The sequence below is a fragment of the Yersinia entomophaga genome, assembly GCF_001656035.1.
Taxonomy (GTDB): domain Bacteria; phylum Pseudomonadota; class Gammaproteobacteria; order Enterobacterales; family Enterobacteriaceae; genus Yersinia; species Yersinia entomophaga.
This window is the reverse complement of the sequence record NZ_CP010029.1, coordinates 935096-959060: the sequence shown is the minus strand read 5'-3', so window position 1 is coordinate 959060 and position 23965 is coordinate 935096. Positions and strand designations below refer to the sequence as shown.

The window sequence follows — 23965 nt, the reverse complement described above, 5'->3', positions numbered from 1 at the left end:
TAAGCATAGCAGGAATCCCCCGCGCAGCCGAGCTGAAACCCATGTTTTGCCTGCTGGAATCAGTAACCACGCGCCACATCCACCAGACCCTGCGGTTGCTTGCCCGCTTCAATCAGCTTGATATTCTCGGCCACCTGATCCATCGCCACTTCAGGTAAAGTAATGGCGGCAATATGCGGCGTAATGGTCACTCGTGGATGCGTCCAGAATGGATGCATACTCGGTAGAGGTTCTTCGGCAAAAACGTCCAGCGTAGCGGCCGCAACTTGCCCTTCACTCATCGCCGCCAGCAGATCCCGCTCCAGCAAATGCACGCCGCGAGCCAGATTGATCACATAAGCCCGCTTATTCAATTGGGAGAACAGCGAACCATTGAGAATGCCCACAGTTTCCGGCGTATTCGGCAACAAGTTGATCAACAATTGCGTCCCTTTGAGAAAATCGCCCAGTTGCGCACCACCGGCATAGCTTTCAATGCCGTCAATGTGTTTTGGCGTTCGGCTCCAGCAACGCACGTTAAAGCCAAAACCCGCCAGCTTTTGTGCCACGCTTTTGCCCAACACGCCCGCCCCCATGATCCCCACAACGAAATTATCATGCTGATGAGGCGGCAGAGGCAGCCACAGTTTTTGCTCCTGCTGCAACTGATACTCATCCATCCGGCGGAAATAACGCAGCACGCTACTCACCGCATATTCCTGCATCTGCAACGCCATGCCGGTATCTTCCAGTCGCACCAACGGCACTCCGGCAGGCAAAGTCCCGGGGTGACGGCGCTCGTGATCCAAAATGGCATCCACGCCTGCGCCCAACGCAAACAGGCCTTTCAGTTGTTGGCGCTTAGCCAGCATTTCGTGAGGCGGATTCCATACCAGGGCATAATCCGCCGGTTGGTTATCACCCCGCTGCCATTGACGAATATTTGCCTGCGGTAAACGAGTCTTCATGCCCGTTAGCCACAGTTGGGCATCGAAAAAGGGGTGATAAAAAATAATATTCATGATCTGTAGGCTCCTAGCATAAGTCACCCTAGATTTCCGCGATTAGCGGTGAGATGCAAGGGCGAAACCGGAGAAATTTCGCCCTAAATCTGAATAATGCCAGTGGGTTAACGGTTTTGCGCTGTCAGCTTGCTTTGCGCAGATAATTGCCCTTCCTGAATCAGACGACGCAACAACGGAATCAGCACAATTAGCACCGCGCCGGTCAGCAAAGAACCCCAGCCCAGCATGTTGAAAATATGGCTGTAGCCCGGATTGGTTTCTATCGGCGTGCTGCCGCTATTAGTCGGCATCATGCCAGAGACATAGCCCGCCAAAACTGATGCCACGCCGGTCACCATCATCCAGCATCCCATCATTACGCCCTGATAGCGCGGCGGAGCCAGTTTGCCGATCATGGCGTATCCGATCGGTGAAATCAGCAATTCCCCCGTACTTTGCAGTACATAACTCAGCGCAATCCATTTAAACGCCACCAGCCCGTCGCCTCCCGCCAGTTGAATTCCCAGCGGCAGAACCAGCATGCCCATCCCCATGCACAAAAGCGCACCAGAAAATTGAAGAGGAACATCAATAGAGAAACCGCGTTTACGCAAGCGACTAAACCACAGCGCCATCAGTGGCCCACCGATCACAATCACCAATGTATTGATGTTCTGAATCCATTGCGGAGCCACGCGCCAGCCGTAAACGTTCAAATCGATATTATGTTCAGCAAACAACATCAGCCCCATCGGAGCCAACTGGTACAACGCCCAAAAGACCAATGAGCCTGCGGCCAGCAACATGTAGGCCACCATACGACGGCGCTCGACGTGAGGATGATGGCGAGCCGTGACTACGCCTAGCATCACAAAAACAGCGACGCCGATGGCGATAACAAAATAGCTGCTAAAACCGGCGTGAGTCAGCAACAAACGAATGATGGGAACCAAAGCAATCAGCACCAAAATACCCACCAGCATTCGCCATTTGGCCTGCTTTGCTCCGGCCTGCTGTAGCGGCGTATTGGTGTCTCTCAATATGTGCCAGCGAGATAAAGTAATCACAATCGCCAGTAGGTTACCCAAAGTGGCAAACAGGAACAGTGCTCGATAGTTTTCACTCAGTTGGAAATAACCGGCAACGGCAAAACCGAGGAAGAAACCCAAATTCATGCCGGCGTAATTCCACAGGAAAGCCGATTCGCGGCGATCGTCATCCGGCATAAATCTCTGAGTCAGCATCATATTCAGGCAGGTTACATTCAGGCCGCTGCCGGTCAGGAACATCGCCAGCCCCCAATACAGTCCCCACAGGCCATAAACCGCGATCAGCCAGCAACCAATAACCTGTAGTACCATGCCCAGCACAAATAGATTTCGATTGCTCAGGTAGCGCCCACCCAAATAACCACCGAATAAATGCAGCCCATAGTTAAATGCGCCGAATACGCCCATGATGGCATTGGCGTTGCTCTCACTGAACCCCAAACGCTTGGTGGCATAGAGCACCAGCGTGGAATAAAGCACGGCAAAACCTAACGTGGCAAAGGTTTGGATGAAGAATAAAGTCCCGGTTCCGGCTGGAATCGGCTGCGGTAGATCATCACTGAGCTGCGGTGCGGAATCTGACTGTTCCAAAATTTACCCCTAATACTAATCCGACTAAAGATACTATTTCGACTAAAGATGCTATTTCGACTAAAGATACTATCTCGACTAAAAGTGCTCTTCCGACTAAAAATACTATTCCGACCAAAAGTACGACTGGCCGTAGTTTTGCTCAGATAGCCGCGCAGGCAGAGGTACTTTCGTTCGGTATTTCAATCCCATCAAGCCGATTATTTAGCGACATTTTTGACTATAACTCCAGTAACAAAGCCCGTTAACCTCATAATTAAGCACTAATTGTGCGAATTAATCGCCTAATTATGCACAAAAGTACAAATAATCATCTATTTGTCTGACAAAAATATTTTCTGCGAGAGATTTACAACGACGCGACGGTTTTGTGGAAATAAATGCCGATGAAATCAGCAAATTGATGCAACTTTAGCTAAACAGTCATAAACAATACACAAGAGGGTTGACGCTGAGCTTGGTTTTCCCTACATTACGCCGGTCGACAACGTTTGGCGTTGGCGACAACAATACGGTGAGGTGTCTGAGTGGCTGAAGGAGCACGCCTGGAAAGTGTGTATACGCGCAAGCGTATCGAGGGTTCGAACCCCTCCCTCACCGCCATATTGAGTACCGGATGATGCAGTTAGTCCTCCGCAAGAAGAACGGCAATCCACAGTAGGGAAAGCGATTTCCCACTGAATGTGATTGCCGTTTTTTTTATCTAAAACCAGCCAAACCTGACGCTTCCCCATTCCCTGTGCTTTTCCCTGATTAATCACTTTTCGCTACCGTTCTGTTGAATAAGAAATAGATAGAACCTGTTAAATTTGATTATGCCAACCCCTAATTCCGCCATGCTAAAACATCTGAGCCAAAACATCGCTTGGCGACAAAATGCTATGCGTTTCAACATCTCTATGGACAGGGGTATTCTCATGAAATTACGCACGTTATTTTATCTCTCTTCCCTCACACTGTTGCCCAGCCTGCTCCCCGCTCAGGCGGCACCGTTAATCGTCGCTCATCGCGGCGGTACAGCGGATTTGCCGGAAAACACCGTAACAGCGATTCAACACGCACTGGAACATCATGCGGATATTATCTGGATTAGCGTCCAACTCACTAGCGATAACATTCCCGTACTTTTCCGTTCGAAAAATCTGAATGCCACAACTGATGGAGAAGGTACCGTGGCTGAATTAACCCTTGAAGAGCTCCAAAAGCTGGATGCGGGTTATAAATTTAAATCTGAAGGAGAATACAAATTCAGAGGGTTGGGAATAAAAATCCCCACGCTGGCCAGCGTATTAAACAAATTTCCTACGACAAAATTCTTTATCGACATAAAAGATCATACAAAAGACTTTGGTCGCGTGGCTCAATATATCTCGGCGGTCATTACGGACAGCAACGCGGCGGGCAGAACCCGAGTTTATTCAACCAAGCATCGGTTTTTCAAAGAGCTGGGGCCAGAGATCAGAACATTTGCACCGCGCAGCCATACGCGTAAAACGCTGGCTAATGTACTAATGGCTGATGATTGTCGGGTTGACGACAGAATGGAAGCGCAGAAACTGGAATATCATGCTTTTGAATTACGTGCGCCGGTATCTGTGGTTGAAACCTTAACGCTGGGTAGAGGGCAATCAGCAGCGACTATGGTGTGGAATCAAAAAGTGACTCATTGTTTTAAACGCAATTCATTGAGCAAATTGATGTTAATAGGTATTAATTCGCAATCTGATTATAATTTAGCGAAAGCGCTTCAGGCCGATTTTGTGATGGTAGATTCGCCACAGCAAGCGGAACTCTGGCAAAAATAACGCGGATTTGCGGGGTATTTCCGCAAGTTGACGGTGAATTAAGCAAGCGAATGGTTTCACGTAAATTCTTCTTGACCCTCAAGGCCCCTATCCCTATAGTACCGCCCCGTTGCAGTGTTAACGCTGTAACAACACGGTGAGGTGTCTGAGTGGCTGAAGGAGCACGCCTGGAAAGTGTGTATACGCGTAAGTGTATCGAGGGTTCGAACCCCTCTCTCACCGCCATATTCGAGCTAAAGGCTCCGACGAAAGTCGGGGCCTTTAACTTTTGTGCCATCCCCAAAAAGTACCTGATAGTACTCATCGGCTATAACGGGCTATTACGCCGCGGCTGTCGCTTTCCAACGCCCCTGATGCGATCTCCCAACGGAGAGAATGGCATCAGTTTGCTATAAACCACCTGATTTCGTCCCTGCCGTTTAGCCTGATACAGCGCATCGTCCGCCATTTTTATCGCCTTCACCATCGACATTCCCGGTAAATACAGCGAAACGCCAATAGAAATAGTGATCCTGACTTTGCGTCCATCGCTTAACGTCACTTCTAGCTGTTGAATATTTTCTCGAATGCGCTCCGCCATCACTTTCATATTTTCCGGATGGTGGCTTTCGGTAATAATGATAAATTCCTCGCCCCCGAAGCGGCCAATAAAATCCAGACTTCTCACGGATTGCTTCAAAATCTCACCCACACTGGAAAGAATCAAATCTCCCGCGCCGTGACCGTAATTATCGTTAACCGATTTAAATTTATCCAGATCCAGTATTAATAACCCACAGGCGCGCCTTAACGTACTTAATTGCTTTAAGTGGAAATCAACGCTAGCGCGGTTATTTAAGCGGGTAAGATTATCGACGTTCGCTCGCTCTTTCATAGCAAAATAAGCATGAATATGGCGTTCTTTAAAATTCAATGCGTGAAAACAAATAGCCAGACACAAAGCAGATGACGCCAGATAAATCAATGTAGACGGCCACAAATGTCCATAGTTGAGAAAAGTCGCGCCGACGCAGATACGGTAAACGGCAATAACTGCGATAGTGAGATAGAAAACCCGATTGCTCTTTCTTTCCCACACTTTGGATAACAGCAGCGGAAATATGATTAAGACAATCAGTATATTATCCAGCGTAAACAGACCGGTAAAAATAATGTTAATGGCTAAAGCCACTAAACCACTGAGCCAGCCGCCGTAAAATGTCGCCAAAATGATCGGTAATATTTCAAAACTATAAAAGAAGCTGTTGATGATAATGAATTTGTCCTGATTCAAATACAGCGATATCAGGCCGGAAACCAGACCAAACAGCAAACGTTTCCATCTTTCACCGTCATAGGAAAACGGCGTATTTTTACTCAAAGCGAAATAGCTGATAGATAGCGATGCGTAAGTGACACTAGCATCGTTAAACAGCGATGAGAGAGTTGTGGTGAAACTCACGGAAAATGAAACTTATGCTGTATTGTCATCATTATGTTCACTTTACCTATAGCCATCAGCGCGACCCGTCGTCTTCAAATAATATTGCTTTCTGCCCTCGTTATAACCTAATCATGCCAGCATAATATAGATTACCTCAAGGGCTTCTCATTTAAATCTTAGCTACGTAAAGCAATTCCACAGGGAAATTTTCATTATTGCTGCTCTCTTACACTTTCCTGCCACATTACCCAGCGTTTTTTACGCCACCCACGCCCCCCAAATATTGAGTGCAAAGTAATCATTATTATTCTCTTTTACTCATTAGTAATAAATATTCATCTATAACTGATAAAAGTTCATAAAATGAATAAATATCGATGCTTTAATCCGTTATCTGACGTGCTTTTTACGCTTATAAGGACATTTTAAAACCCCCTGTTATCCTTATTCCGATCAGAGATTGATATACATCTAGATCTCTGCCCCACATTTGGCGTATCGTTGATATTCACTACTCGAGACGGACCCCTATTGGCCCGCCATTTATTTTGTCTTTTCCTTATTTGGTTTGCACCTTAGATGAAAACGCACGGAATTAACGGCATTAGGCCGTTCAGCGCGCTTATTGAAGCTTGCTGGCGAGAAACCTATACACTTCAACGATTTATTAAAGACATAATTGCCGGCATCACCGTCGGGATTATTGCCATTCCTTTAGCGATGGCCTTGGCTATTGCCAGCGGCGTACCTCCGCAATATGGCCTGTATACCTCCGCTATTGCCGGTATTGTCATTGCAGTCAGCGGCGGTTCGCGTTACAGCGTCTCCGGCCCTACCGCCGCTTTTGTGGTGATCTTATTCCCGGTCTCACAGCAGTTCGGCCTCGCGGGATTATTGCTAGCCACGCTGATGTCTGGTCTGTTTTTACTCTGCATGGGATTAGCACGGCTGGGACGATTGATTGAATATATTCCGCTATCGGTAACGCTCGGATTTACTTCCGGGATTGCCATCACCATTGCCACCATGCAGGTAAAAGACTTTTTTGGTCTACAGATGGAGGTCGTGCCGGAAAATTATATGAGTAAAGTTTCAGCGCTGGTGCAGGCGCTTCCGAGCCTTAATTTCAGCGATACCTTAATCGGCAGCGTGACGCTGCTGGTCTTGATTTTCTGGCCGAGGCTTGGGATTAAGTTACCGGGTCACTTACCTGCGCTAGTGGCAGGCACCGCTGTCATGTGGGTTTTGTCTCTGTTCGACCAGCAAGTGGCAACCATTGGTTCAAAGTTCAGCTATATGCTGGCCGATGGTACCTACGGACAAGGAATCCCACCGATTCTGCCGCAGTTCGTACTGCCGTGGAACCTGCCGGCCGCTCATGGGCAAGAGTTTACTCTGAGCTGGGCCACGGTATCCGCTCTGCTACCCGCCGCCTTCACCATGGCGATGCTCGGTGCCATTGAGTCGCTGCTATGCGCTGTCGTGCTGGACGGGATGACCGGCCAGAAACACCGTCCAAACAGCGAGCTGGTGGGCCAAGGCCTGGGAAATATGATTGCGCCATTCTTCGGCGGAATCACGGCAACAGCGGCCATCGCTCGCTCAGCCGCCAACGTGCGCGCGGGAGCGACTTCCCCGATTTCTGCGGTGGTACACGCCCTGCTGGTGCTGCTGGCGTTATTGATATTGGCGCCAATGCTGTCTTATCTACCGCTGGCGGCAATGGCCTCCCTGCTGCTGATCGTGGCGTGGAACATGAGCGAAGCGCACAAAGTGGTAGATTTACTGCGGCGGGCGCCAAAAGACGACATTATCGTCATGCTGCTGTGTATGAGCCTGACGGTGCTATTCGATATGGTTATCGCTATCACCGTTGGTATCGTGCTGGCTTCCCTGCTGTTTATGCGCCGCATTGCCCGTATGACTCGCCTCAGCCCGTTGTCCGGCGCTCAGGATAATCAAACGCTGATTTTACGAGTCAACGGCCCGCTGTTTTTCGCCGCTGCTGAGCGTATTTTCAATGAGTTGCTAGAAATGAGCGAGAATCGACGAACCATTGTCTTACAGTGGGACGCAGTTCCGGTGCTGGATGCTGGCGGTTTGAACGCCTTCCTGCGCTTTGTGGAAGCCCTACCAGAAGGCCGGGAGCTGATAATTACCGATACGCCGTTCCAGCCATTGAAAACGCTGGCGCGGGCTAGAGTGAAGCCGATTCCAGGCAAGCTGAGCTTCTACGGCTCTCTACCCGAGGCGCTCGCAGCGCTGAAACAACGTTAAAACCGAATTGGTCACAACAGAAAGGGCAGCATAGTTATCCACCACGCTGCCCTTTTGTATCGCTTTAGTGCGCGAAATAACTCAGCTTATTTGCTGGTATCCAGCTCTGGGAAGCTTTTCACCAGATCGTCGATGGCTTTCATCTGCACCAGGAACGGCTCCAGTTTATCCAACGGCAGTGCGGAAGGACCGTCACATTTCGCGCTGTCAGGCTCTGGATGAGCTTCGATAAACAGGCCAGCCAGACCCACAGCCATACCGGCACGCGCTAGTTCGGCGACCTGCGCACGACGACCGCCGGACGCGGCGCCAAACGGATCGCGACACTGCAGGGAGTGAGTGACGTCGAAGATAACCGGATGACCGCCGGTAGAGTTCACCATCACATTGATACCTAACATATCAACAACCAGATTGTCATAACCGAAGTTACTGCCGCGATCGCACAGGATAACCTGATCATTACCGGCTTCTTTGAATTTGTCGACAATGTTCCCCATCTGACCTGGGCTGACAAACTGCGGTTTTTTCACGTTGATCACGGCACCGGTTTTCGCCATGGCTTCCACCAGATCGGTCTGGCGCGCCAGGAACGCAGGTAACTGAATCACGTCTACCACTTCAGCGACAGGCTGGCACTGACTGATTTCATGCACGTCGGTGATGACCTTCACGCCGAACTGTTGCTTCAGTTCCTGGAAGATTTTCATGCCTTCTTCCAGACCCGGCCCGCGGTAAGAATGAATCGAAGAACGGTTGGCTTTGTCAAACGAGGCTTTGAATACGTAAGGAATACCGAGTTTTTGAGTCACGGTGACGTAATGCTCGCAGATGCGCATCGCCAGATCGCGAGACTCCAGCACGTTCATGCCACCAAACAGCACAAAGGGTAGGTCGTTCGCTACCTTGATATCGCCAATGCTAACCACTTTTTGTTTCATGCTTATGCCTTTAATGATGGTAAATCGGAATAAATCACGACGCCTCAGCGCCCTATCAAATTATGTTAATGCAGAGTAATACGCTGCTGCTCAATGGAGTGAATCTGCATTTTTATCATTTCAGCGATAGGATCTTCCGGGCACTGTTCGACAAAATAGCTTAAATCAGAGATGGCAATATGATTGCAGTCCAGCTGAGCGTAAATCAAACCCCGATCGCGGATCTCGTAGGGATCATCGGGATCGAACGCCAGCACCGCTTCGCTGGCACGCAGCGCCAGCTCCATTTGTTTCTCTTCCATTAACGCCGCTTTCAGCGTATCCAACATCTTACGAATAATCAGGGTATGTTCCGCTTCTTCCAGATCTTCATCTTCCAGTTCCGCAGACAGCCCCAAATTACCTTTAATCCAGACTTCCAGCATATGCTCGTTCAGCGTTTCCCCGTTTAACGGATTAATCAGCCACATTTCTTCGTCTAGCCAATCGGCACGAAGAATGAGCTGAGTGGGAAAAATCACTGGCATCAATGGCAAATCCAGTTGATGGGCGATATGCAGAAAAATGACGCCCAATGAAACCGGTGTACCCTGACGTTTCGCCAGAACTTTATCCAGCCAGATCGCATCGGACAGCCGGTAAACCCCACTCGCCCCACCGAATTTCCACTTGCGGTAGAACAAATCAATAAGCACTTCCAATTGCTGATCTTGATTGAGGTCACTGGGCATCGCCGCGCGGGCATCATCAACCAACTGTTGCAGTTGGTTGCGAACGTCAGCCATTGGAAAGTTCGGTCGGATTTCCTGGGTAACCAGTAACACCCCTTCACTCAAAGGCGCGGTGTTGAATTCGAAATCAGCAATGGTACTCATAAATATCCCATCAGCAGAGGTAATTTAGTCGTTGCCAGTTTAATAATCAGGTACAGACAACCCAGTGCGAGGATAAAGGCCACACAACGCGTCTTTTGGCTACGGTCGCGTTTACCTAAAGCAACATAGCCCAACACGATGTAGAGAATCACGCCGAACAGTTTTTCCGTAAGCCAGGTACCCTGCGGGCTGAACGGGTAAAACCCGGTGATAAATATCAGTGCAATACCGCTGACAAACAATAACGTGTCGTTGATATGTGGCGTTATCTTCACCCAACGTTTGTCTATCATAGCTGAACCGCGGCATTTCCAGAAGAACCGCAAAACAAACAGACTAATGCTGATAACCACCGTCGCCAAATGTAGATATTTCATGGCGATATAATCAATCCACATGATGAGTCACTCCATTTTCATTCTAATTATGTGTCATCTGCGGCAACCACTGCCCCAAAGTAACCCTATCGTTGTTACCGTAATCTTTACAGGTTGCCACCGTGCTAAAACCGGCCTGCAACAACAGTTTCTCTACCGCTGTCGCCTGTTGCCATCCGTGCTCCAGCAATAACCACCCTTTCGGTTCCAGATAATCGGGTGCCTGCCGGATAATGGCCGCAAGATCGGCCAGACCTTCATCTTCAGCCACCAGCGCGCTGTGTGGTTCATAGCGCACATCCCCCTGCTCCAGATGAGGATCATTGGCATCAATATAAGGAGGATTACTGGCGATCAACGCAAAACGCCCGGTGAGGGGTGAAAACCAGCTGCCTTGCAGAAACTCTACGTTGTTTAGACTCAGTTTTTCCGCGTTATGGCGCGCCAACGCCACCGCATCCGGTTTGAGATCGACGCCGGTGACCTGACAATCTGGCCGCTCGCTGGCCAACGCCAGTGCTATCGCCCCGCTGCCGGTGCCTAAATCCAGAACCCGACAAGGTTGTTCAGGTAAACGCACCAGCGCCTGTTCCACCAGACACTCGGTGTCAGGGCGAGGAATCAACGTGGCCGAAGACACGCTCAACGGCAGCGACCAAAACTCGCGCTCACCGACCAGATAGGCGATAGGTTCGCCCTGCTCTCGCCTGGCGGCTAATAGTTCCAGTTGTTCTTTCTGCTCTTCGGTCAATTCGGTTTCACCGAAGGCCAGCAAAAAAGTACGCTGACGCCCGGTGACAAGACCCAACAGAATTTCCGCATCGCGCTTGGGACTGTCACTGTGCTGAAAGCGTGCCGCAGCCTGCGCCAGCCAGCGTTGGTAATCCATCAATCTTGCTCGGAAAGTGCGGACAGCTGATCGGCCTGATATTCCTGCACAATCGGCTGAATTAACATATCCAGTTTGCCTTCCATCACCTCATCCAGACGGTACAGTGTCAAGTTGATACGGTGATCGGTGACACGCCCCTGCGGGAAGTTATAGGTGCGATTACGGTCGGAACGATCGCCAGACCCTAACAGGTTACGACGCTCAGACGCTTCGGCCTGCTGACGTTTTTGCACTTCGGCAGCGCGAATACGCGCACCCAGCACTGACATCGCTTTAGCTTTGTTCTTATGCTGTGAACGCTCATCCTGACATTCCACCACAATCCCGGTCGGAATATGGGTAATACGAATAGCGGAATCGGTGGTATTAACGTGCTGGCCACCTGCACCCGAGGAGCGGAAAGTATCGATGCGCAGATCGCCCGCGTTGATTTCTGGCATTTCAGCTTCAGGTATTTCCGGCATCACCGCTACGGTACAGGCCGACGTATGGATACGCCCCTGAGATTCGGTTTCTGGCACGCGCTGGACGCGATGACCGCCGGATTCAAATTTCAGCTGACCGTAAACGCCCTCGCCGGATACTTTGGCAATAATTTCTTTATAGCCACCGTGCTCGCCATCGCTGGCGCTCATTACTTCGATCTTCCAACGACGAGCCTCAGCGTAACGGCTGTACATACGGAACATATCGCCGGCGAAAATCGCCGCTTCGTCGCCGCCGGTTCCGGCGCGGATTTCCAGGAAACAACCGCGCTCATCGTCGGGATCTTTCGGCAATAACAAGACCTGAAGCTGCTGTTCCAGCTCTTCGCTACGGGCTTTGGCTTCTTTCAGTTCTTCCTGCGCCATTTCACGCATTTCAGGGTCTTCCAGCATCATTTCTGCCGCTTCGAGATCGTCCTGAACGCCCTGCCACTCTTTAAAGCAACGGGTCACATCGGTCAACTGGGCATATTCGCGCGATAACGCACGAAAACGCTCCTGATCGGCAATCACATTGGCATCGCCAAGGTGTGCTTCCACTTCTTCGTGGCGCTCTTGTAACGCTTCCAGTTTGGCAACAATAGAAGACTTCATCCGCGGTTTTAAATCCTGTTAATTGAGGAAACTAATGCTGATCCAGCCCAAGGCTGTCGCGTAATAATTGTAACCGCTCCATATCGCCATCGCTGGCTGCTTGTTGGAGGGATTTGGTTGGAGCATGAATCAGGCGGTTGGTCAGCTTGTGGGCCAGTTCATTGATCACTTGCTCCACATTCGCACCCTGCTCAATGGCCGCCAGCGCTTTGGCGGTCATTTCACTACGAATCTGTTCAGCCTGAGAACGGTAATCCCGAATGGTTTCTACCGCCCCCTGTGAACGCAGCCAAGCCATAAAATTCATGCTTTCCTGCTGTACTATCGATTCAGCCTGCACCGCCGCAGCCTTACGCTGCGCCAGATTGTGCTGAATAATTGCCTGTAAATCATCCACACTGTACAGATAGGCGTTAGCCAGTTTGCCGACTTCGGGCTCGATGTCCCGCGGCACGGCAATATCGACAAACAGCATCGGCTGATTACGGCGCGCTTTTAGCGCACGCTCGACCATACCTTTACCGATGATCGGTAGCGGGCTGGCCGTTGAACTGATAATGATATCGGCGTCGGCCAGGCGGGCATCGATTTCCGGCAAGGTAATCACCTCGGCGTTCACTTCGTCCGCCAGAGACTGCGCCCGCTCACGGGTGCGGTTAGCGATAATCATATGTTTAACCTGATGTTCACGCAGATGACGCGCCACCAATTCGATGGTTTCACCTGCGCCTACCAGCAACACATTCAGTTCGGAAAGGGATTCGAAAATTTGCCGCGCCAACGTACAGGCGGCAAAAGCCACCGACACCGCACTGGCACCGATATCGGTTTCAGTACGCACCCGCTTGGCTACGGAGAAAGTTTTTTGGAACAAACGCTCCAATTCACCAGAGAGGGATTGACCCCGCTGGGATTCAGCAAACGCCTTTTTAACCTGCCCGAGAATCTGCGGCTCGCCTAACACCAGCGAATCCAGACCACTGGCTACCCGCATTAAGTGGCTGACGGCCTCATTATCATGATGCCAGTACAGGCTTTTTATGACCTCATCGCGGCTGAGGCGGTGGTAATGACACAGCCAGTCAACCAATTGCTCATGCAGATTTTCTTGCTGTTCTACACTGAGGTATAATTCGGTGCGGTTGCACGTAGACAACACCACACCGCCCTGCACCAGCGGTTGCTGGAGCAAGCTATTAAGCGCCCGGTCGATCGAGTCAGGTGAAAATGTCACCCGTTCACGTAACGAGACAGGAGCGGTTTTGTGATTAATGCCTAATGCGAGCAGGGTCATGAGAACGGCTTAGAGTAATACTTGTCTTAGTATGGATTCTCGTCTGAGTCGCATTCTACTTGATGCGCGAGAGCAATTAAAGTCACACCGCATTATCCGTCCTAATATCACGGATATCGTGGGTAAATTGCTCACGACATAAACAAGATATTGACGCTCCGCCTTACCACCGTTAGCGTGAGCACCTTGGCTGCAACTTTGCAGCACCCAAATGCCTCGCTGGTGAAAACCACGCTTTTAAAGGATTGATATTGATATGCCCATGCGCAAGGTCACTTTTTATCGCCTGCTTCCATTAGCCAGCCTGATGCTAGCCGCCTGTACTACCACCACCTCGACTGGCCCGGCGACGAGCCCCACCTCGCCGCAGTGGCAACAGCATGAGCAACAATTGCAGCAACTCAGCCAGTTCCAGACCCGCGGCTCTTTCGCTTATATTTCAGATAAACAGAAGGTTTATGCCCGTTTCTTCTGGCAACAATATTCAGCGGATCGTTACCGTCTGCTGCTGACCAATCCGCTGGGCAGCACCGAGATGGAGCTGGTCGTGCAGCCGGGCGTTACTCAACTGACGGATAACCAGGGCAAACGCTACGTTAGTGATAACCCGGAAGAAATGATTGCCAAACTTACCGGCATGGACATTCCTATCAATAGCCTGCGCCAATGGATTCTCGGCCTGCCCGGCGAAACCAACGATTTTGTCCTCGACGATAAATATCGCCTGAAACAGCTGACTTATAAGCAGGGAAATCAAGTGTGGACCGTTGATTATCAAGAATATAACACCAAGGTGACCCCAGTTTTACCGAGTCGTCTGGAGCTAAAGCAGGATCAGCAACGCATCAAACTGAAAATGGATAACTGGACTGTCAAATGATTCACACCTGGCCTTCTCCGGCAAAACTGAATTTATTCCTTTATATCACCGGCCAACGCGCCGATGGTTACCATGAATTACAGACGCTATTTCAGTTTCTCGATTATGGTGACAGCCTCACTATCACACCGAGAAATGATAACCAGATTTGTTTACTTACGCCGCTTGAAGGGGTGGAAAACGAACAAAATCTGATCGTGCGGGCAGCACGTTTATTGCAGCAACATACGGCAGGTTCCGATACCCCCCACGGAGCGGATATTTCGATCGAAAAATGCCTGCCAATGGGAGGCGGTTTAGGCGGAGGTTCCTCCAACGCGGCGACGGTATTGGTCGCCTTAAATCACCTGTGGCAATGCGGATTGAATGATGAAGAATTAGCCGATCTTGGCCTGCAACTGGGTGCCGACGTACCGGTATTTGTGCGCGGCCATGCCGCCTTCGCCGAAGGAATTGGCGAAAAATTGCAGCCCGCGCAGCCCATTGAGCGCTGGTATTTGGTCGCACACCCCGGCGTTAGCATCCCAACGCCAATTATTTTTTCCGATCCGGATTTAACAAGAAACACGCCAGTTCGCCCCTTGGCGGCACTTTTAGCCGCTCCTTACGCAAATGATTGCGAACCGATCGCAAGAAAACGTTTTCGCGAGGTTGAACAGGTTCTTTCATGGCTGTTACAATACGCCCCGTCGCGCCTAACCGGGACCGGCGCTTGTGTATTTGCTGAATTTGATACCGAGTCATCGGCCCGTCAGGTGTTAAGTATTGCCCCGGAGTGGTTACAGGGTTTTGTGGCTCGTGGCGTTAACGTCTCACCACTGCATCTTGTACGCTCTGGAAAAGTTGAGAAATAAGCAGCGATTTGCGTGGCAACTCAGGTTTTTCCATAGCATTACGGTTTATCCTGCGTCGCCAACACGTTGCCTTCTTAACTGAATTAAAAGCCGGCTCATAACGCTCTTTTAGGTTAACAATGTTTTGGTTTTAAATACCCGTATGTATATTGCAATCAGTAGGATGAATCGCCCCTGACTACTGGCTGACAATATCTTCTCTGGACGCAAGCCTGAGGTTCTTCTCGTGCCTGATATGAAGCTTTTTGCTGGTAACGCCACCCCGGAACTAGCACAACGTATTGCCAACCGTTTGTACACCAGTCTTGGTGACGCCGCTGTAGGTCGTTTTAGCGACGGCGAAGTGAGCGTGCAAATCAACGAAAATGTACGCGGTGGTGATATTTTCATCATCCAGTCCACCTGCGCACCCACGAACGATAACCTGATGGAATTGGTTGTCATGGTTGATGCCCTGCGTCGCGCCTCCGCAGGACGTATTACTGCCGTTATCCCTTACTTCGGTTACGCTCGTCAGGATCGCCGTGTGCGTTCTGCTCGTGTGCCTATCACTGCCAAAGTTGTTGCCGATTTTCTCTCAAGTGTTGGGGTTGACCGTGTATTGACAGTGGACCTGCATGCTGAACAGATCCAAGGCTTCTTTGATGTGCCGGTTGATAACGTATTTGGTAGCCCAATCCTGCTGGAAGATATGTTGCAGCAGAATCTGGAAAACCCAATCGTTGTTTCACCAGATATCGGCGGTGTTGTTCGTGCACGAGCTATTGCTAAACTGCTGAATGACACCGATATGGCCATTATCGACAAACGCCGTCCGCGTGCTAACGTTTCCCAGGTGATGCATATCATCGGCGACGTTGCTGGCCGTGACTGTGTGCTGGTTGACGATATGATCGATACCGGTGGCACGTTGTGTAAAGCTGCTGAAGCCTTAAAAGAACGTGGTGCCAAACGCGTATTTGCTTACGCGACACACCCGATCTTCTCTGGTAACGCAGTGGAAAACATCAGAAATTCAGTTATTGATGAAGTGATTGTTTGCGACACCATTCCGCTGTCTGCGGAAATCAAAGCGTTGAAAAACGTTCGTACTCTGACGCTGTCCGGTATGCTGGCTGAAGCCATCCGCCGTATCAGCAACGAAGAGTCCATCTCTGCGATGTTTGAGCATTAATCACTCTCTGCAGCGCTTAGGCGCTGCAAGTCTGGCATAGGTTGTATCTGACTTATCGCCGCACTGACAGTGATTTGCGGTTAAACGCAGAAAAAGAAAAACCCGTTGAAGCGCAAGCAACAACGGGCTTTCTACTCTTGGGCTGTCATTTAATTCCCTACCCTCAGTTTGAATTATTCAGCTGCATTTTCGGTAACATTTTCTGGCATCACACTTCACTGACGATAAATACGTCAATATTATGAGTGTCGCTCATTACGGCGGCAGCGTTTATCGAAATGCTTAACCCACCAATAGCGATCCGCCACCTCTTCCCGGCCACCGATTCTCGCCCCGACCAGCCAGAGCAAGGCCCCCACAAAAATGCTCATGACCGCACCGTGGGAGAAGAACTGCGGTAAACCAAGTTGAGAAACTTCGGTCAGGATAGAGTAACCTACCCCAACAACCATAGTGACCAGACCCAGCCCCATCAGCGCGTTACCTAACGTTGTTGCGGTTTTGCGTTTCATATGCCACCTCCTGCATTCACTTCCTTTAAACAACTCTTCCTATTGAATTGTTCACCTGTACTTAATGACTTAGTATAGTCAGGGAAAGCATAAGGGTATTGCGGAGACGATCACATCTGGCAAAGATATTTCTATAAATCTTTACATTAAGCGATTATTTGGCCTAATTGTTGAATAATTAACCATGGTTAGTATTTACCTTATCCGCTAGTTTTACCTTTATTCTCCCCCTTATTTTTGTGATTCTACGCGGCGACGGGTAAACTAGGGTTCTTTCATCTCTGAGTAATAGCGAATAACGAAGTGAGCAGCATTAAATTGATCGTTGGCCTGGCAAATCCAGGCGCTGAATATGCCCAAACCCGCCATAACGCCGGTGCCTGGTACGTAGATTTACTGGCTGAGCGTAATAATCAATCTCTGAAAGAAGAGAGTAAATTCTACGGCTACACTGCCCGTTTAAATCTGGCCGGTCAGGACGTTCGACTGCTTGTTCCCTCTACCTTTATGAATCTCAGCGGCAAAGCGGTTTCTGCCATGGCCAGCTTCTATCGTATTTTACCGGAAGAAATTTTAGTTGCGCACGATGAACTGGATATTCCGCCCGGCGTGGCTAAATTAAAGCTGGGCGGCGGTAACGGGGGCCATAACGGTTTAAAAGATATTCAAAGCAAATTAGGTAATAATCCCAATTTTTACCGCTTGCGCATCGGTATTGGTCACCCGGGAGATAAAAGTAAAGTGACCGGATTTGTCTTAGGGAAACCACCGGCGAGCGAACAAACGTTAATTGATGATGCCATCGATGAAGCTATTCGTTGTACCGAGGTTTTATTAAAAGAAGACGTGACCAAGGCTATGAATCGCCTGCATTCATTTAAAGCCAACGCATAATATTCCCCTTGCCCTCATATTCATCACCGAGGGCAAGGATAATTATTATAAAAAACGCCAATACACTTTAATTTATTAGGATTGAGACTATGGAATGGGGTTCAATTTCAGATATCGTCATTGCGATTTCCAGTGCCATTATGGCAATCACTGCGGCCGTAGTCGCGATAAAATGGTTTGATAATAAAAAAACGGAGCAAACTGCTCTGCTAGTCGAGCAGTTTTTGAAACTGACTTACGATACAGTCAGAAGTATCAGAGCGTTAAAAAGAGTTTGCGAAAACCGCAGCATAAAGAACTTTGATTATCAATCGAAGAAAGTGGGTGAATTTAATAAAGCCATACGGCTGGCCTGTATTTCACTCGATTTTTGGGGGGAATATAAAACCAGCGCCGAATTTAATGAGTTAAAAGATAAATTAAAATCCGCGTGTTATAAATGCCGAATGTCCAGCCGAAGAGCCATTTCAGCAGAAAACACGATCGATGAAGAAAAATATGAAGAAATCATTCAATGTTGCGAAAATTATATCGTACTGCACAAAAAACTAAGAAAACTCTCACTCAAAAACATGTTAAACAAATAATTAGCTAATTAATATAGCAGGCCGTCGCGCTGCCACGGGCTCCGGTCTTGCTGTAAACCGCACCTGGCACCATCACTTTGACCCGACGATTCTTATACTGGCCGATAATATTCTTTAATCCATCAGTACAGAAAAACTTATCCCACTCATCCGATTTTTTCTGATTAGCGACTTTATTACCGTTAGTTTCATAGCGATCGGTTAATGCGCTAAAACGCATTAAATAGCTGTCCATTTCTGGCGAAGTCATCACCTTTTTCACTCCGATATATTTAATGCTTTTATCGGAGCGACGCTCGACTAATTTTCCGTAATTATCGATTTGCTCTAACCAGGTTAAAGGACGCTCAGTGTCCACTCTGGTTAAATAATGCGTGATAGTGATGCCCAGCAAAGAGCCAAATAAGATCAGCAACAACCATTTAAAGCCGCTCATCACCATATTTAATACCCTATCAGAACAGTAAGACGCCATAGTTGGCATCAGGTGTAATCACTGGTTATCGGCAGCAAACCGGTAATGCTGTAGATTTTTATTCGGCGTTCCCTTGTTTACTTCTCACTCTCACCGAAAGCGATAAATTCAACAAACCAAGATTATATGCAAGAACAACAAATTATGACCGACTCTCGGGATCCCAGATAAAGATAGACCGGTAAAATACAGAGGCTAAACCGCAGTTAAAATCACTGCGTCAAACAGTAGGATCGAGATAAATCATCATTATGTGTATAATGGCGGAATAAATTTTGATTACATCGGCTGGTTAAACCTAATTGGCTGATTTTTAAGTTATTTAAGGTGATATAAACATGGGATTCAAATGCGGTATCGTTGGTCTGCCAAACGTTGGTAAATCCACCCTGTTCAACGCGTTGACACAAGCGGGTATCGAAGCAGCGAATTTCCCCTTCTGTACCATTGAACCTAACACGGGTGTGGTACCCATGCCGGACCCGCGTCTGGACCAATTAGCTGAAATCGTTAAACCGCAGCGTATTCTGCCAACCACGATGGAATTCGTCGATATTGCCGGTCTGGTAAAGGGCGCATCCAAAGGCGAAGGCCTGGGCAACCAGTTCCTGACCAACATTCGCGAAACTGAGGCGATTGGCCACGTAGTACGTTGTTTCGAAAACGACAACATCATCCACGTTGCAGGTAAAGTCGATCCGGCTGACGATATTGAGACCATCAATACCGAATTGGCGCTGTCCGATTTGGACACCTGTGAGCGTGCCATTCATCGCGTACAGAAAAAAGCCAAAGGCGGCGATAAAGACGCTAAAGCTGAGCTGGAAGCGTTGGAAAAATGTCTGCCACACCTCGAAAATGCCGGTATGTTGCGTGCATTGAAGACTCTGACTGCTGAAGACAAAGCAGCAATCCGCTACTTAAGCTTCCTGACATTGAAACCAACGATGTATATCGCCAACGTTGATGAAGATGGCTTCGAAAATAACCCGTATCTGGATCAAGTGCGCGCAATTGCCGCGGCTGAAGGTTCCGTAGTGGTTGCCGTATGTGCGGCCGTTGAATCTGATATTGCCGAGATGGAAGACGAAGATCGCGCTGAATTCATGGCCGAGTTAGGTATCGAAGAACCGGGTCTGAACCGCGTTATCCGTGCCGGTTACGAACTGCTGAACCTGCAAACTTACTTCACCGCAGGCGTAAAAGAAGTTCGTGCATGGACCATCCCTGTCGGTGCAACGGCTCCGCAGGCCGCAGGTAAAATCCATACCGATTTCGAGAAAGGCTTTATCCGCGCTCAGACCATCGCTTTTGAAGACTTCATCACCTACAAAGGTGAGCAAGGCGCGAAAGAAGCCGGCAAAATGCGTTCAGAAGGTAAGGACTATATCGTTAAAGATGGCGATGTCATGAACTTCTTGTTTAACGTCTAAGTTAATTTTGTTGTCTCTTGGGATATCAATGTATCGCATGAAGACAGACAAACATCATAAAATCCACGCAATTGCGTGGATTTTTCTTTTCATGGCGTCTCACATAACCTCATGACAATGCAGTGAAAAATGATTATAGGGATGAGTACAATCGCGGTATAAGAACTAGACAAAGACTCGCTATGCTCACTGATACACAATGCCGCACAGCCAAGCCGAAAGAAAAACTCTATCGGCTCAATCATTTCAATGGTCTCTACCTCGAAGTGAAACCCAATGGCAAAAAGGCATGGCGCTATCGGTTTAAACTCAACGGTAAATCCAGCATGTTTGCGCTGGGTGAGTACCCGACGGTCAAACTTGCCGAAGCTCGCGATGTAAGTATCCCAGCTTTAGTTCCACACACTTTTTGAGATTTCCGGTTTCTCAGCCATCAGCCGATTTTCTTCCGGCATCAGATTATTCAGGGATTCATGAGGCCGCTCACTGTTGTATTCATTCAGCCAGCGCTCCGTTATTTCCCGTGCTTCATTCAGTGTTCTGAACAGATAAAAATCCAGTATTTCGGTCCGGTACGTTCGGTTAAACCGTTCGATAAACGCGTTCTGTGTTGGTTTGCCGGGCTTGATAAATTCCAGCATCACGCCATGGTCTTCAGCCCATTGTGCCAGCGTCAGTGATATCAATTCCGGCCCGTTATCCATCCGCATCTTCAGCGGATAGCCACGGTTTGCCGCTATTCTGTCCAGCACCCGCACAATGCGCTGCGCCGGAATATTCAGGTCAATTTCGATAGCCAGAGCCTCGCGGTTAAAATCATCCACGACGTTGAAGGTCCGAAAACGTCGGCCACATGTCAGCGCGTCGTGCATAAAATCAATCGACCAGCTTTGGTTGAGGGCTTCCGGCGTGGCCAGCGGCGCCGGATTACGCACCGGCAGGCGTTGTTTCCCTTTACGACGAAAATTCAGTTTTAGCAGACAGTAAATCCGGTGTATGCGCTTGTGGTTCCAGGCGTATCCCTGCCTGCGAAGCACCTGAAAAAGCTTCTTAAATCCATAGCGGGGATAGCGTTCAGCCGCTCAGTCAGCCTCTGGATCACCGGTTCATCACGTCGTGTATTCGGTTGATAACGAAACACCGTCCTGCTCAGCGATAACGTCCTGCATGCCTGGCGTATGCTCATCGTAAACTGCGTGGTCAGATAGTTGACGAGCTCACGCTTTATCGCTGGTTTTAAAGCTTTTTTTCGATGACGTCTTTCAGCGCACGGCATTCCAGACTCAGGTCGGCAAACATCTGCTTCAGACGGCGATTCTCGTCTTCTAGATCTTTGATTTTTTTGATATCAGCGGCTTCCATCCCGCCATATTTCGCCTTCCAATTGTAATAGCTGGCTTCGGAAATAGCAGCCTCGCGGCACACATCTTTGACGGTCCTACCCGCTTCGACGGACTTCAGTACGGCGATGATCTGGTGCTCGGTAAATCGGATCTTGCGCATAAGGATCTCCTCAGGTGACATCATCAGTATGTCGGAAGATCTCTAAAAGTGAATGGGCCGTTTAAGCGGGATACTTACACATCAGCCAGCGCTCGGTTATACGAGATCTTTACATTACCTTGATGAAAGCAGGGTAATGATGCAAGAATAAACCGATAAGTTGGAAAAGATGCCTTCCAATCAAGAATAGAACAAATGATGATAAATCAACGATATATCTGAGAAAGGATGCTAAAAGAATAAATGCTTTTTGAGTATGCCCTCCATAAAGATACAAACAAAATTGTTCACGTTGATGCCGTTCCTAACGGCAAACGGTGTGAATGCATCTGTAAGAACTGTGGGGACGCTCTGGTAGCAAAGAACAACGGTAGGGTAATAAGCCACCATTTCTCTCACACAACCAAAGAAGAAAGCCGAGACTGTCAAATGACACAGCTGCACATCGGGATGCAGCAACACTTCTTATCGATATCCAAGTTTACCCTTCCCCAAAATTCGTTAACTCTTGATGATACTGATATATTTGTTCCTGAATTTACTACAGATGTCAGTAAATCAACCCTTGAGTACAAACTCGGGAAATACTGGGCAGATGTGTACCTAGAGACAGGCATTGGTGGTGTAGCAATTGAAGTCTGGGTCACTCATGAATGTGAGGAAGAGAAGAGACAATATTACATCGACCACCAGATTGATTCGATTGAGTACCGTTTTCCACCGAATGAAAACAGGAGCATTGACGAATGGATCGCTCTACTAAAAGTTAACCGCGTAGACTACAAATGGATCTACCACTCAGCCCTTGAGAAAAATAAACTCAAGCACCTGGAAAAGATTGAACAAGAAAAGCAACAGGCCAAAGCTGAAAGAGAATCTAAAGTACACGAACTCATTAAACGTTCTATGGAGGATAAAACGCTGTATCTCCCCGGCATATGCCAAGACATAGTAGTCGAACACAATGGTAAGACGCATAACATAAATAGAGAGGTATTTACTGCCCGCACCGTTACATGTCAAAAAGTCTCGCTGACATTTGAGTCTGATGAATGTGTCGTCCTCGATATATTTACTGGAGGTAGAACGATCAGAGTTGGTTATTCATACTCAAGTTGCATTCCTGAATTGCGAACCCCCGCTGGGAAATATGCGATATGTAATTACTTTGACGATGCGTCTAATGTTATTCATTGCTCATGGTTGAAACATCCTTCTGTGGAGGCAAGCATTCAGAAAAGAAGGAACCAATATATACTAGAATTAATTAACATCGACAAACTACGCCATATAAAAGAAAAGGTCGAAATGTTAGCTTCTGAATACTCAAACGGTTACGACACATTCTTCAAGGCTAACTATTCGTTTTGGAAAGAATGGATGATTAAGAGACATCTTTTTACACCAGCATTAGACAAGAAAGGCCCCTCTTTCCCACGGCACCTGAAAATGAATCGAAAACATGAGCAACTATGGCCTTTTCAGACGTTTCACATTCTTGTTTTAAGTACTCTCGCCGAAATCATAGATTCATATCCGATTAACAGGCCAATATATTATCGGGATTTATTCATAGAACTAACGCAACATTATGGTTTATCAGAGCAATATCAAGCCATCTTAAAAGAATTTAGATCCTTAAATAGTCCTTCTTCTTTTGATGAACTTATCGATGAAGAGAGCATTATAGAAAAGTCTCTTGAACCCTATGCAATGCTTGAACTTGTTTTGTTGCGAAAAGATCATGCTAAAAGAAAAGGCTCTCTGGTATCCTCATTGAAAGTTTAATTATTGAATAGACTCATATGCTTGGTCAGAATTAACGCAATACCGGTATGATAATATCCTGCTGTTTGGTCCACTTCACCATCCATGTTAGGTGGATCAGATTAATCTTTCTGCTAGGCAGATTACTAATTCACGACCATGTACATCCGCTTCTAGCACTTGGCAGACCACATGACTTCGAGCCAGAAGCGGAAGTTGAAGTGCCAGAAACTCTCTAAAAATTGATGACTCATTTTGCAGGGATACTTACAGGAAGTCGTCGTAGCTTTATAATTATTA

The 23965-nt window shown here is 48.3% G+C and carries 20 protein-coding genes, 2 tRNA genes and 2 pseudogenes; 12 read left to right on the top strand and 12 right to left on the bottom strand.

The window, feature by feature from the left end; genetic code table 11:
* Positions 1 to 59: 59 nt before the first annotated feature.
* A complete protein-coding gene (gene ghrA, locus PL78_RS04340) occupies positions 60 to 1001 on the bottom strand; it encodes a glyoxylate/hydroxypyruvate reductase GhrA (RefSeq protein ID WP_064513431.1) in 942 nt (313 codons plus the stop codon).
* A gap of 107 nt (positions 1002 to 1108) precedes the next feature.
* Positions 1109 to 2623 carry a peptide MFS transporter gene (locus PL78_RS04335; protein ID WP_064513430.1) on the bottom strand — a complete coding sequence of 505 codons (1515 nt, stop codon included), beginning with the start codon at positions 2621 to 2623 and terminating at the stop codon, positions 1109 to 1111.
* Positions 2624 to 3136: 513 nt separating this feature from the next.
* Here PL78_RS04335 and PL78_RS04330 point away from each other — a divergent pair.
* The 3 genes from PL78_RS04330 to PL78_RS04320 all read left to right on the top strand — a co-directional run bounded on the left by PL78_RS04330 (position 3137) and on the right by PL78_RS04320 (position 4653).
* Positions 3137 to 3226, top strand: a tRNA-Ser gene (locus PL78_RS04330).
* A 314-nt stretch (positions 3227 to 3540) separates the two neighbouring features.
* Positions 3541 to 4428 carry a glycerophosphodiester phosphodiesterase family protein gene (locus PL78_RS04325; protein ID WP_064513428.1) on the top strand — a complete coding sequence of 296 codons (888 nt, stop codon included), beginning with the start codon at positions 3541 to 3543 and terminating at the stop codon, positions 4426 to 4428.
* 135 nt (positions 4429 to 4563) lie between these two features.
* Positions 4564 to 4653: transfer RNA gene (locus tag PL78_RS04320), tRNA-Ser, on the top strand.
* Between the two features lie 82 nt (positions 4654 to 4735).
* Here the strand turns inward: PL78_RS04320 and PL78_RS04315 are convergent.
* A complete protein-coding gene (locus PL78_RS04315; RefSeq protein WP_064513426.1) occupies positions 4736 to 5869 on the bottom strand; it encodes a GGDEF domain-containing protein in 1134 nt (377 codons plus the stop codon).
* Between the two features lie 561 nt (positions 5870 to 6430).
* Here PL78_RS04315 and dauA point away from each other — a divergent pair.
* Positions 6431 to 8128: a C4-dicarboxylic acid transporter DauA gene (gene dauA / locus PL78_RS04310; protein WP_064513424.1), complete on the top strand. Its 1698-nt coding sequence runs from the start codon at positions 6431 to 6433 to the stop codon at positions 8126 to 8128.
* An 86-nt stretch (positions 8129 to 8214) separates the two neighbouring features.
* Here dauA and kdsA read toward each other — a convergent pair whose 3' ends face one another.
* From kdsA to hemA, 6 genes are all read right to left on the bottom strand, one after another.
* On the bottom strand, positions 8215 to 9069 hold the full coding sequence (gene kdsA, locus PL78_RS04305) for a 3-deoxy-8-phosphooctulonate synthase (RefSeq protein WP_064513422.1): 855 nt from the start codon (positions 9067 to 9069) through the stop codon (positions 8215 to 8217).
* A gap of 65 nt (positions 9070 to 9134) precedes the next feature.
* Entirely contained in the window at positions 9135 to 9944 is an 810-nt protein-coding gene (gene sirB1, locus PL78_RS04300; protein WP_064513420.1) for an invasion regulator SirB1, read from the bottom strand.
* A complete protein-coding gene (locus PL78_RS04295) occupies positions 9941 to 10342 on the bottom strand; it encodes a SirB2 family protein (RefSeq protein WP_064513418.1) in 402 nt (133 codons plus the stop codon). Before PL78_RS04295 ends, sirB1 begins: the two co-directional genes overlap by 4 nt.
* Before the next feature lie 22 nt (positions 10343 to 10364).
* Positions 10365 to 11210, bottom strand: a complete 846-nt coding sequence (gene prmC / locus PL78_RS04290; protein ID WP_064513416.1) for a peptide chain release factor N(5)-glutamine methyltransferase — start codon at positions 11208 to 11210, stop codon at positions 10365 to 10367.
* A complete protein-coding gene (prfA, locus tag PL78_RS04285) occupies positions 11210 to 12292 on the bottom strand; it encodes a peptide chain release factor 1 (protein ID WP_049597649.1) in 1083 nt (360 codons plus the stop codon). Before prfA ends, prmC begins: the two co-directional genes overlap by 1 nt.
* Positions 12293 to 12323: 31 nt before the next feature.
* Positions 12324 to 13586, bottom strand: coding sequence for a glutamyl-tRNA reductase (gene hemA, locus PL78_RS04280; protein WP_064513413.1), 1263 nt, complete (start codon positions 13584 to 13586; stop codon positions 12324 to 12326).
* Between the two features lie 256 nt (positions 13587 to 13842).
* Between hemA and lolB the strand changes: the two genes are divergently transcribed.
* The 3 genes from lolB (at position 13843) to prs (ending at position 16494) form a co-directional block, all read left to right on the top strand.
* Complete coding sequence (gene lolB / locus PL78_RS04275; RefSeq protein WP_064513412.1) at positions 13843 to 14466, top strand: lipoprotein insertase outer membrane protein LolB; 624 nt, start codon at positions 13843 to 13845, stop codon at positions 14464 to 14466.
* Entirely contained in the window at positions 14463 to 15320 is an 858-nt protein-coding gene (gene ispE, locus PL78_RS04270; RefSeq protein WP_064513410.1) for a 4-(cytidine 5'-diphospho)-2-C-methyl-D-erythritol kinase, read from the top strand. The genes lolB and ispE overlap by 4 nt, the downstream gene beginning before the upstream one ends.
* Before the next feature lie 226 nt (positions 15321 to 15546).
* A complete protein-coding gene (gene prs / locus PL78_RS04265; protein ID WP_012006410.1) occupies positions 15547 to 16494 on the top strand; it encodes a ribose-phosphate diphosphokinase in 948 nt (315 codons plus the stop codon).
* A gap of 239 nt (positions 16495 to 16733) precedes the next feature.
* On the opposite strand, the gene ychH is transcribed toward prs, so the two are convergent.
* On the bottom strand, positions 16734 to 17006 hold the full coding sequence (gene ychH / locus PL78_RS04260) for a stress-induced protein YchH (RefSeq protein ID WP_064513408.1): 273 nt from the start codon (positions 17004 to 17006) through the stop codon (positions 16734 to 16736).
* Positions 17007 to 17309: 303 nt separating this feature from the next.
* Here ychH and pth point away from each other — a divergent pair, with 303 nt between their 5' ends.
* Positions 17310 to 17900: an aminoacyl-tRNA hydrolase gene (gene pth / locus PL78_RS04255; RefSeq protein ID WP_049597644.1), complete on the top strand. Its 591-nt coding sequence runs from the start codon at positions 17310 to 17312 to the stop codon at positions 17898 to 17900.
* Between the two features lie 89 nt (positions 17901 to 17989).
* The gene (locus PL78_RS04250) at positions 17990 to 18487 is read left to right on the top strand and encodes a hypothetical protein (RefSeq protein WP_064513406.1); all 498 of its coding nucleotides are present in this window, start codon (positions 17990 to 17992) and stop codon (positions 18485 to 18487) included.
* Between the two features lie 4 nt (positions 18488 to 18491).
* Here PL78_RS04250 and PL78_RS04245 read toward each other — a convergent pair whose 3' ends face one another.
* Positions 18492 to 18962: a hypothetical protein gene (locus PL78_RS04245; RefSeq protein WP_128821864.1), complete on the bottom strand. Its 471-nt coding sequence runs from the start codon at positions 18960 to 18962 to the stop codon at positions 18492 to 18494.
* A gap of 338 nt (positions 18963 to 19300) precedes the next feature.
* Here PL78_RS04245 and ychF point away from each other — a divergent pair, with 338 nt between their 5' ends.
* Positions 19301 to 20395, top strand: coding sequence for a redox-regulated ATPase YchF (ychF, locus tag PL78_RS04240; RefSeq protein WP_064513402.1), 1095 nt, complete (start codon positions 19301 to 19303; stop codon positions 20393 to 20395).
* Between the two features lie 182 nt (positions 20396 to 20577).
* Positions 20578 to 20772, top strand: a pseudogene (locus PL78_RS19475) (Arm DNA-binding domain-containing protein); the annotation flags it as partial.
* Between the two features lie 15 nt (positions 20773 to 20787).
* On the opposite strand, the pseudogene PL78_RS04235 reads toward PL78_RS19475, so the two are convergent.
* Positions 20788 to 21898: pseudogene (locus PL78_RS04235) on the bottom strand (IS3 family transposase).
* Positions 21899 to 22327: 429 nt separating this feature from the next.
* Here PL78_RS04235 and PL78_RS04225 point away from each other — a divergent pair.
* Positions 22328 to 23686, top strand: a complete 1359-nt coding sequence (locus PL78_RS04225; RefSeq protein ID WP_235601005.1) for a hypothetical protein — start codon at positions 22328 to 22330, stop codon at positions 23684 to 23686.
* The last annotated feature ends 279 nt before the right edge of the window (positions 23687 to 23965 follow it).

What these genes read in the sequence shown, in the direction of transcription:
- lolB (WP_064513412.1), top strand. Translation starts at nt 13,843, where the DNA reads ATGCCCATGCGCAAGGTCACTTTTTATCGCCTGCTTCCATTAGCCAGC.
- sirB1 (WP_064513420.1), bottom strand. Translation starts at nt 9,944, where the DNA reads ATGAGTACCATTGCTGATTTCGAATTCAACACCGCGCCTTTGAGTGAA.
- ghrA (WP_064513431.1), bottom strand. Translation starts at nt 1,001, where the DNA reads ATGAATATTATTTTTTATCACCCCTTTTTCGATGCCCAACTGTGGCTA.
- kdsA (WP_064513422.1), bottom strand. Translation starts at nt 9,069, where the DNA reads ATGAAACAAAAAGTGGTTAGCATTGGCGATATCAAGGTAGCGAACGAC.
- PL78_RS04325 (WP_064513428.1), top strand. Translation starts at nt 3,541, where the DNA reads ATGAAATTACGCACGTTATTTTATCTCTCTTCCCTCACACTGTTGCCC.
- ychH (WP_064513408.1), bottom strand. Translation starts at nt 17,006, where the DNA reads ATGAAACGCAAAACCGCAACAACGTTAGGTAACGCGCTGATGGGGCTG.
- ychF (WP_064513402.1), top strand. Translation starts at nt 19,301, where the DNA reads ATGGGATTCAAATGCGGTATCGTTGGTCTGCCAAACGTTGGTAAATCC.
- ispE (WP_064513410.1), top strand. Translation starts at nt 14,463, where the DNA reads ATGATTCACACCTGGCCTTCTCCGGCAAAACTGAATTTATTCCTTTAT.
- PL78_RS04225 (WP_235601005.1), top strand. Translation starts at nt 22,328, where the DNA reads ATGACACAGCTGCACATCGGGATGCAGCAACACTTCTTATCGATATCC.
- hemA (WP_064513413.1), bottom strand. Translation starts at nt 13,586, where the DNA reads ATGACCCTGCTCGCATTAGGCATTAATCACAAAACCGCTCCTGTCTCG.
- prmC (WP_064513416.1), bottom strand. Translation starts at nt 11,210, where the DNA reads ATGGATTACCAACGCTGGCTGGCGCAGGCTGCGGCACGCTTTCAGCAC.
- prfA (WP_049597649.1), bottom strand. Translation starts at nt 12,292, where the DNA reads ATGAAGTCTTCTATTGTTGCCAAACTGGAAGCGTTACAAGAGCGCCAC.
- PL78_RS04250 (WP_064513406.1), top strand. Translation starts at nt 17,990, where the DNA reads ATGGAATGGGGTTCAATTTCAGATATCGTCATTGCGATTTCCAGTGCC.
- PL78_RS04245 (WP_128821864.1), bottom strand. Translation starts at nt 18,962, where the DNA reads ATGGCGTCTTACTGTTCTGATAGGGTATTAAATATGGTGATGAGCGGC.
- PL78_RS04295 (WP_064513418.1), bottom strand. Translation starts at nt 10,342, where the DNA reads ATGTGGATTGATTATATCGCCATGAAATATCTACATTTGGCGACGGTG.
- dauA (WP_064513424.1), top strand. Translation starts at nt 6,431, where the DNA reads ATGAAAACGCACGGAATTAACGGCATTAGGCCGTTCAGCGCGCTTATT.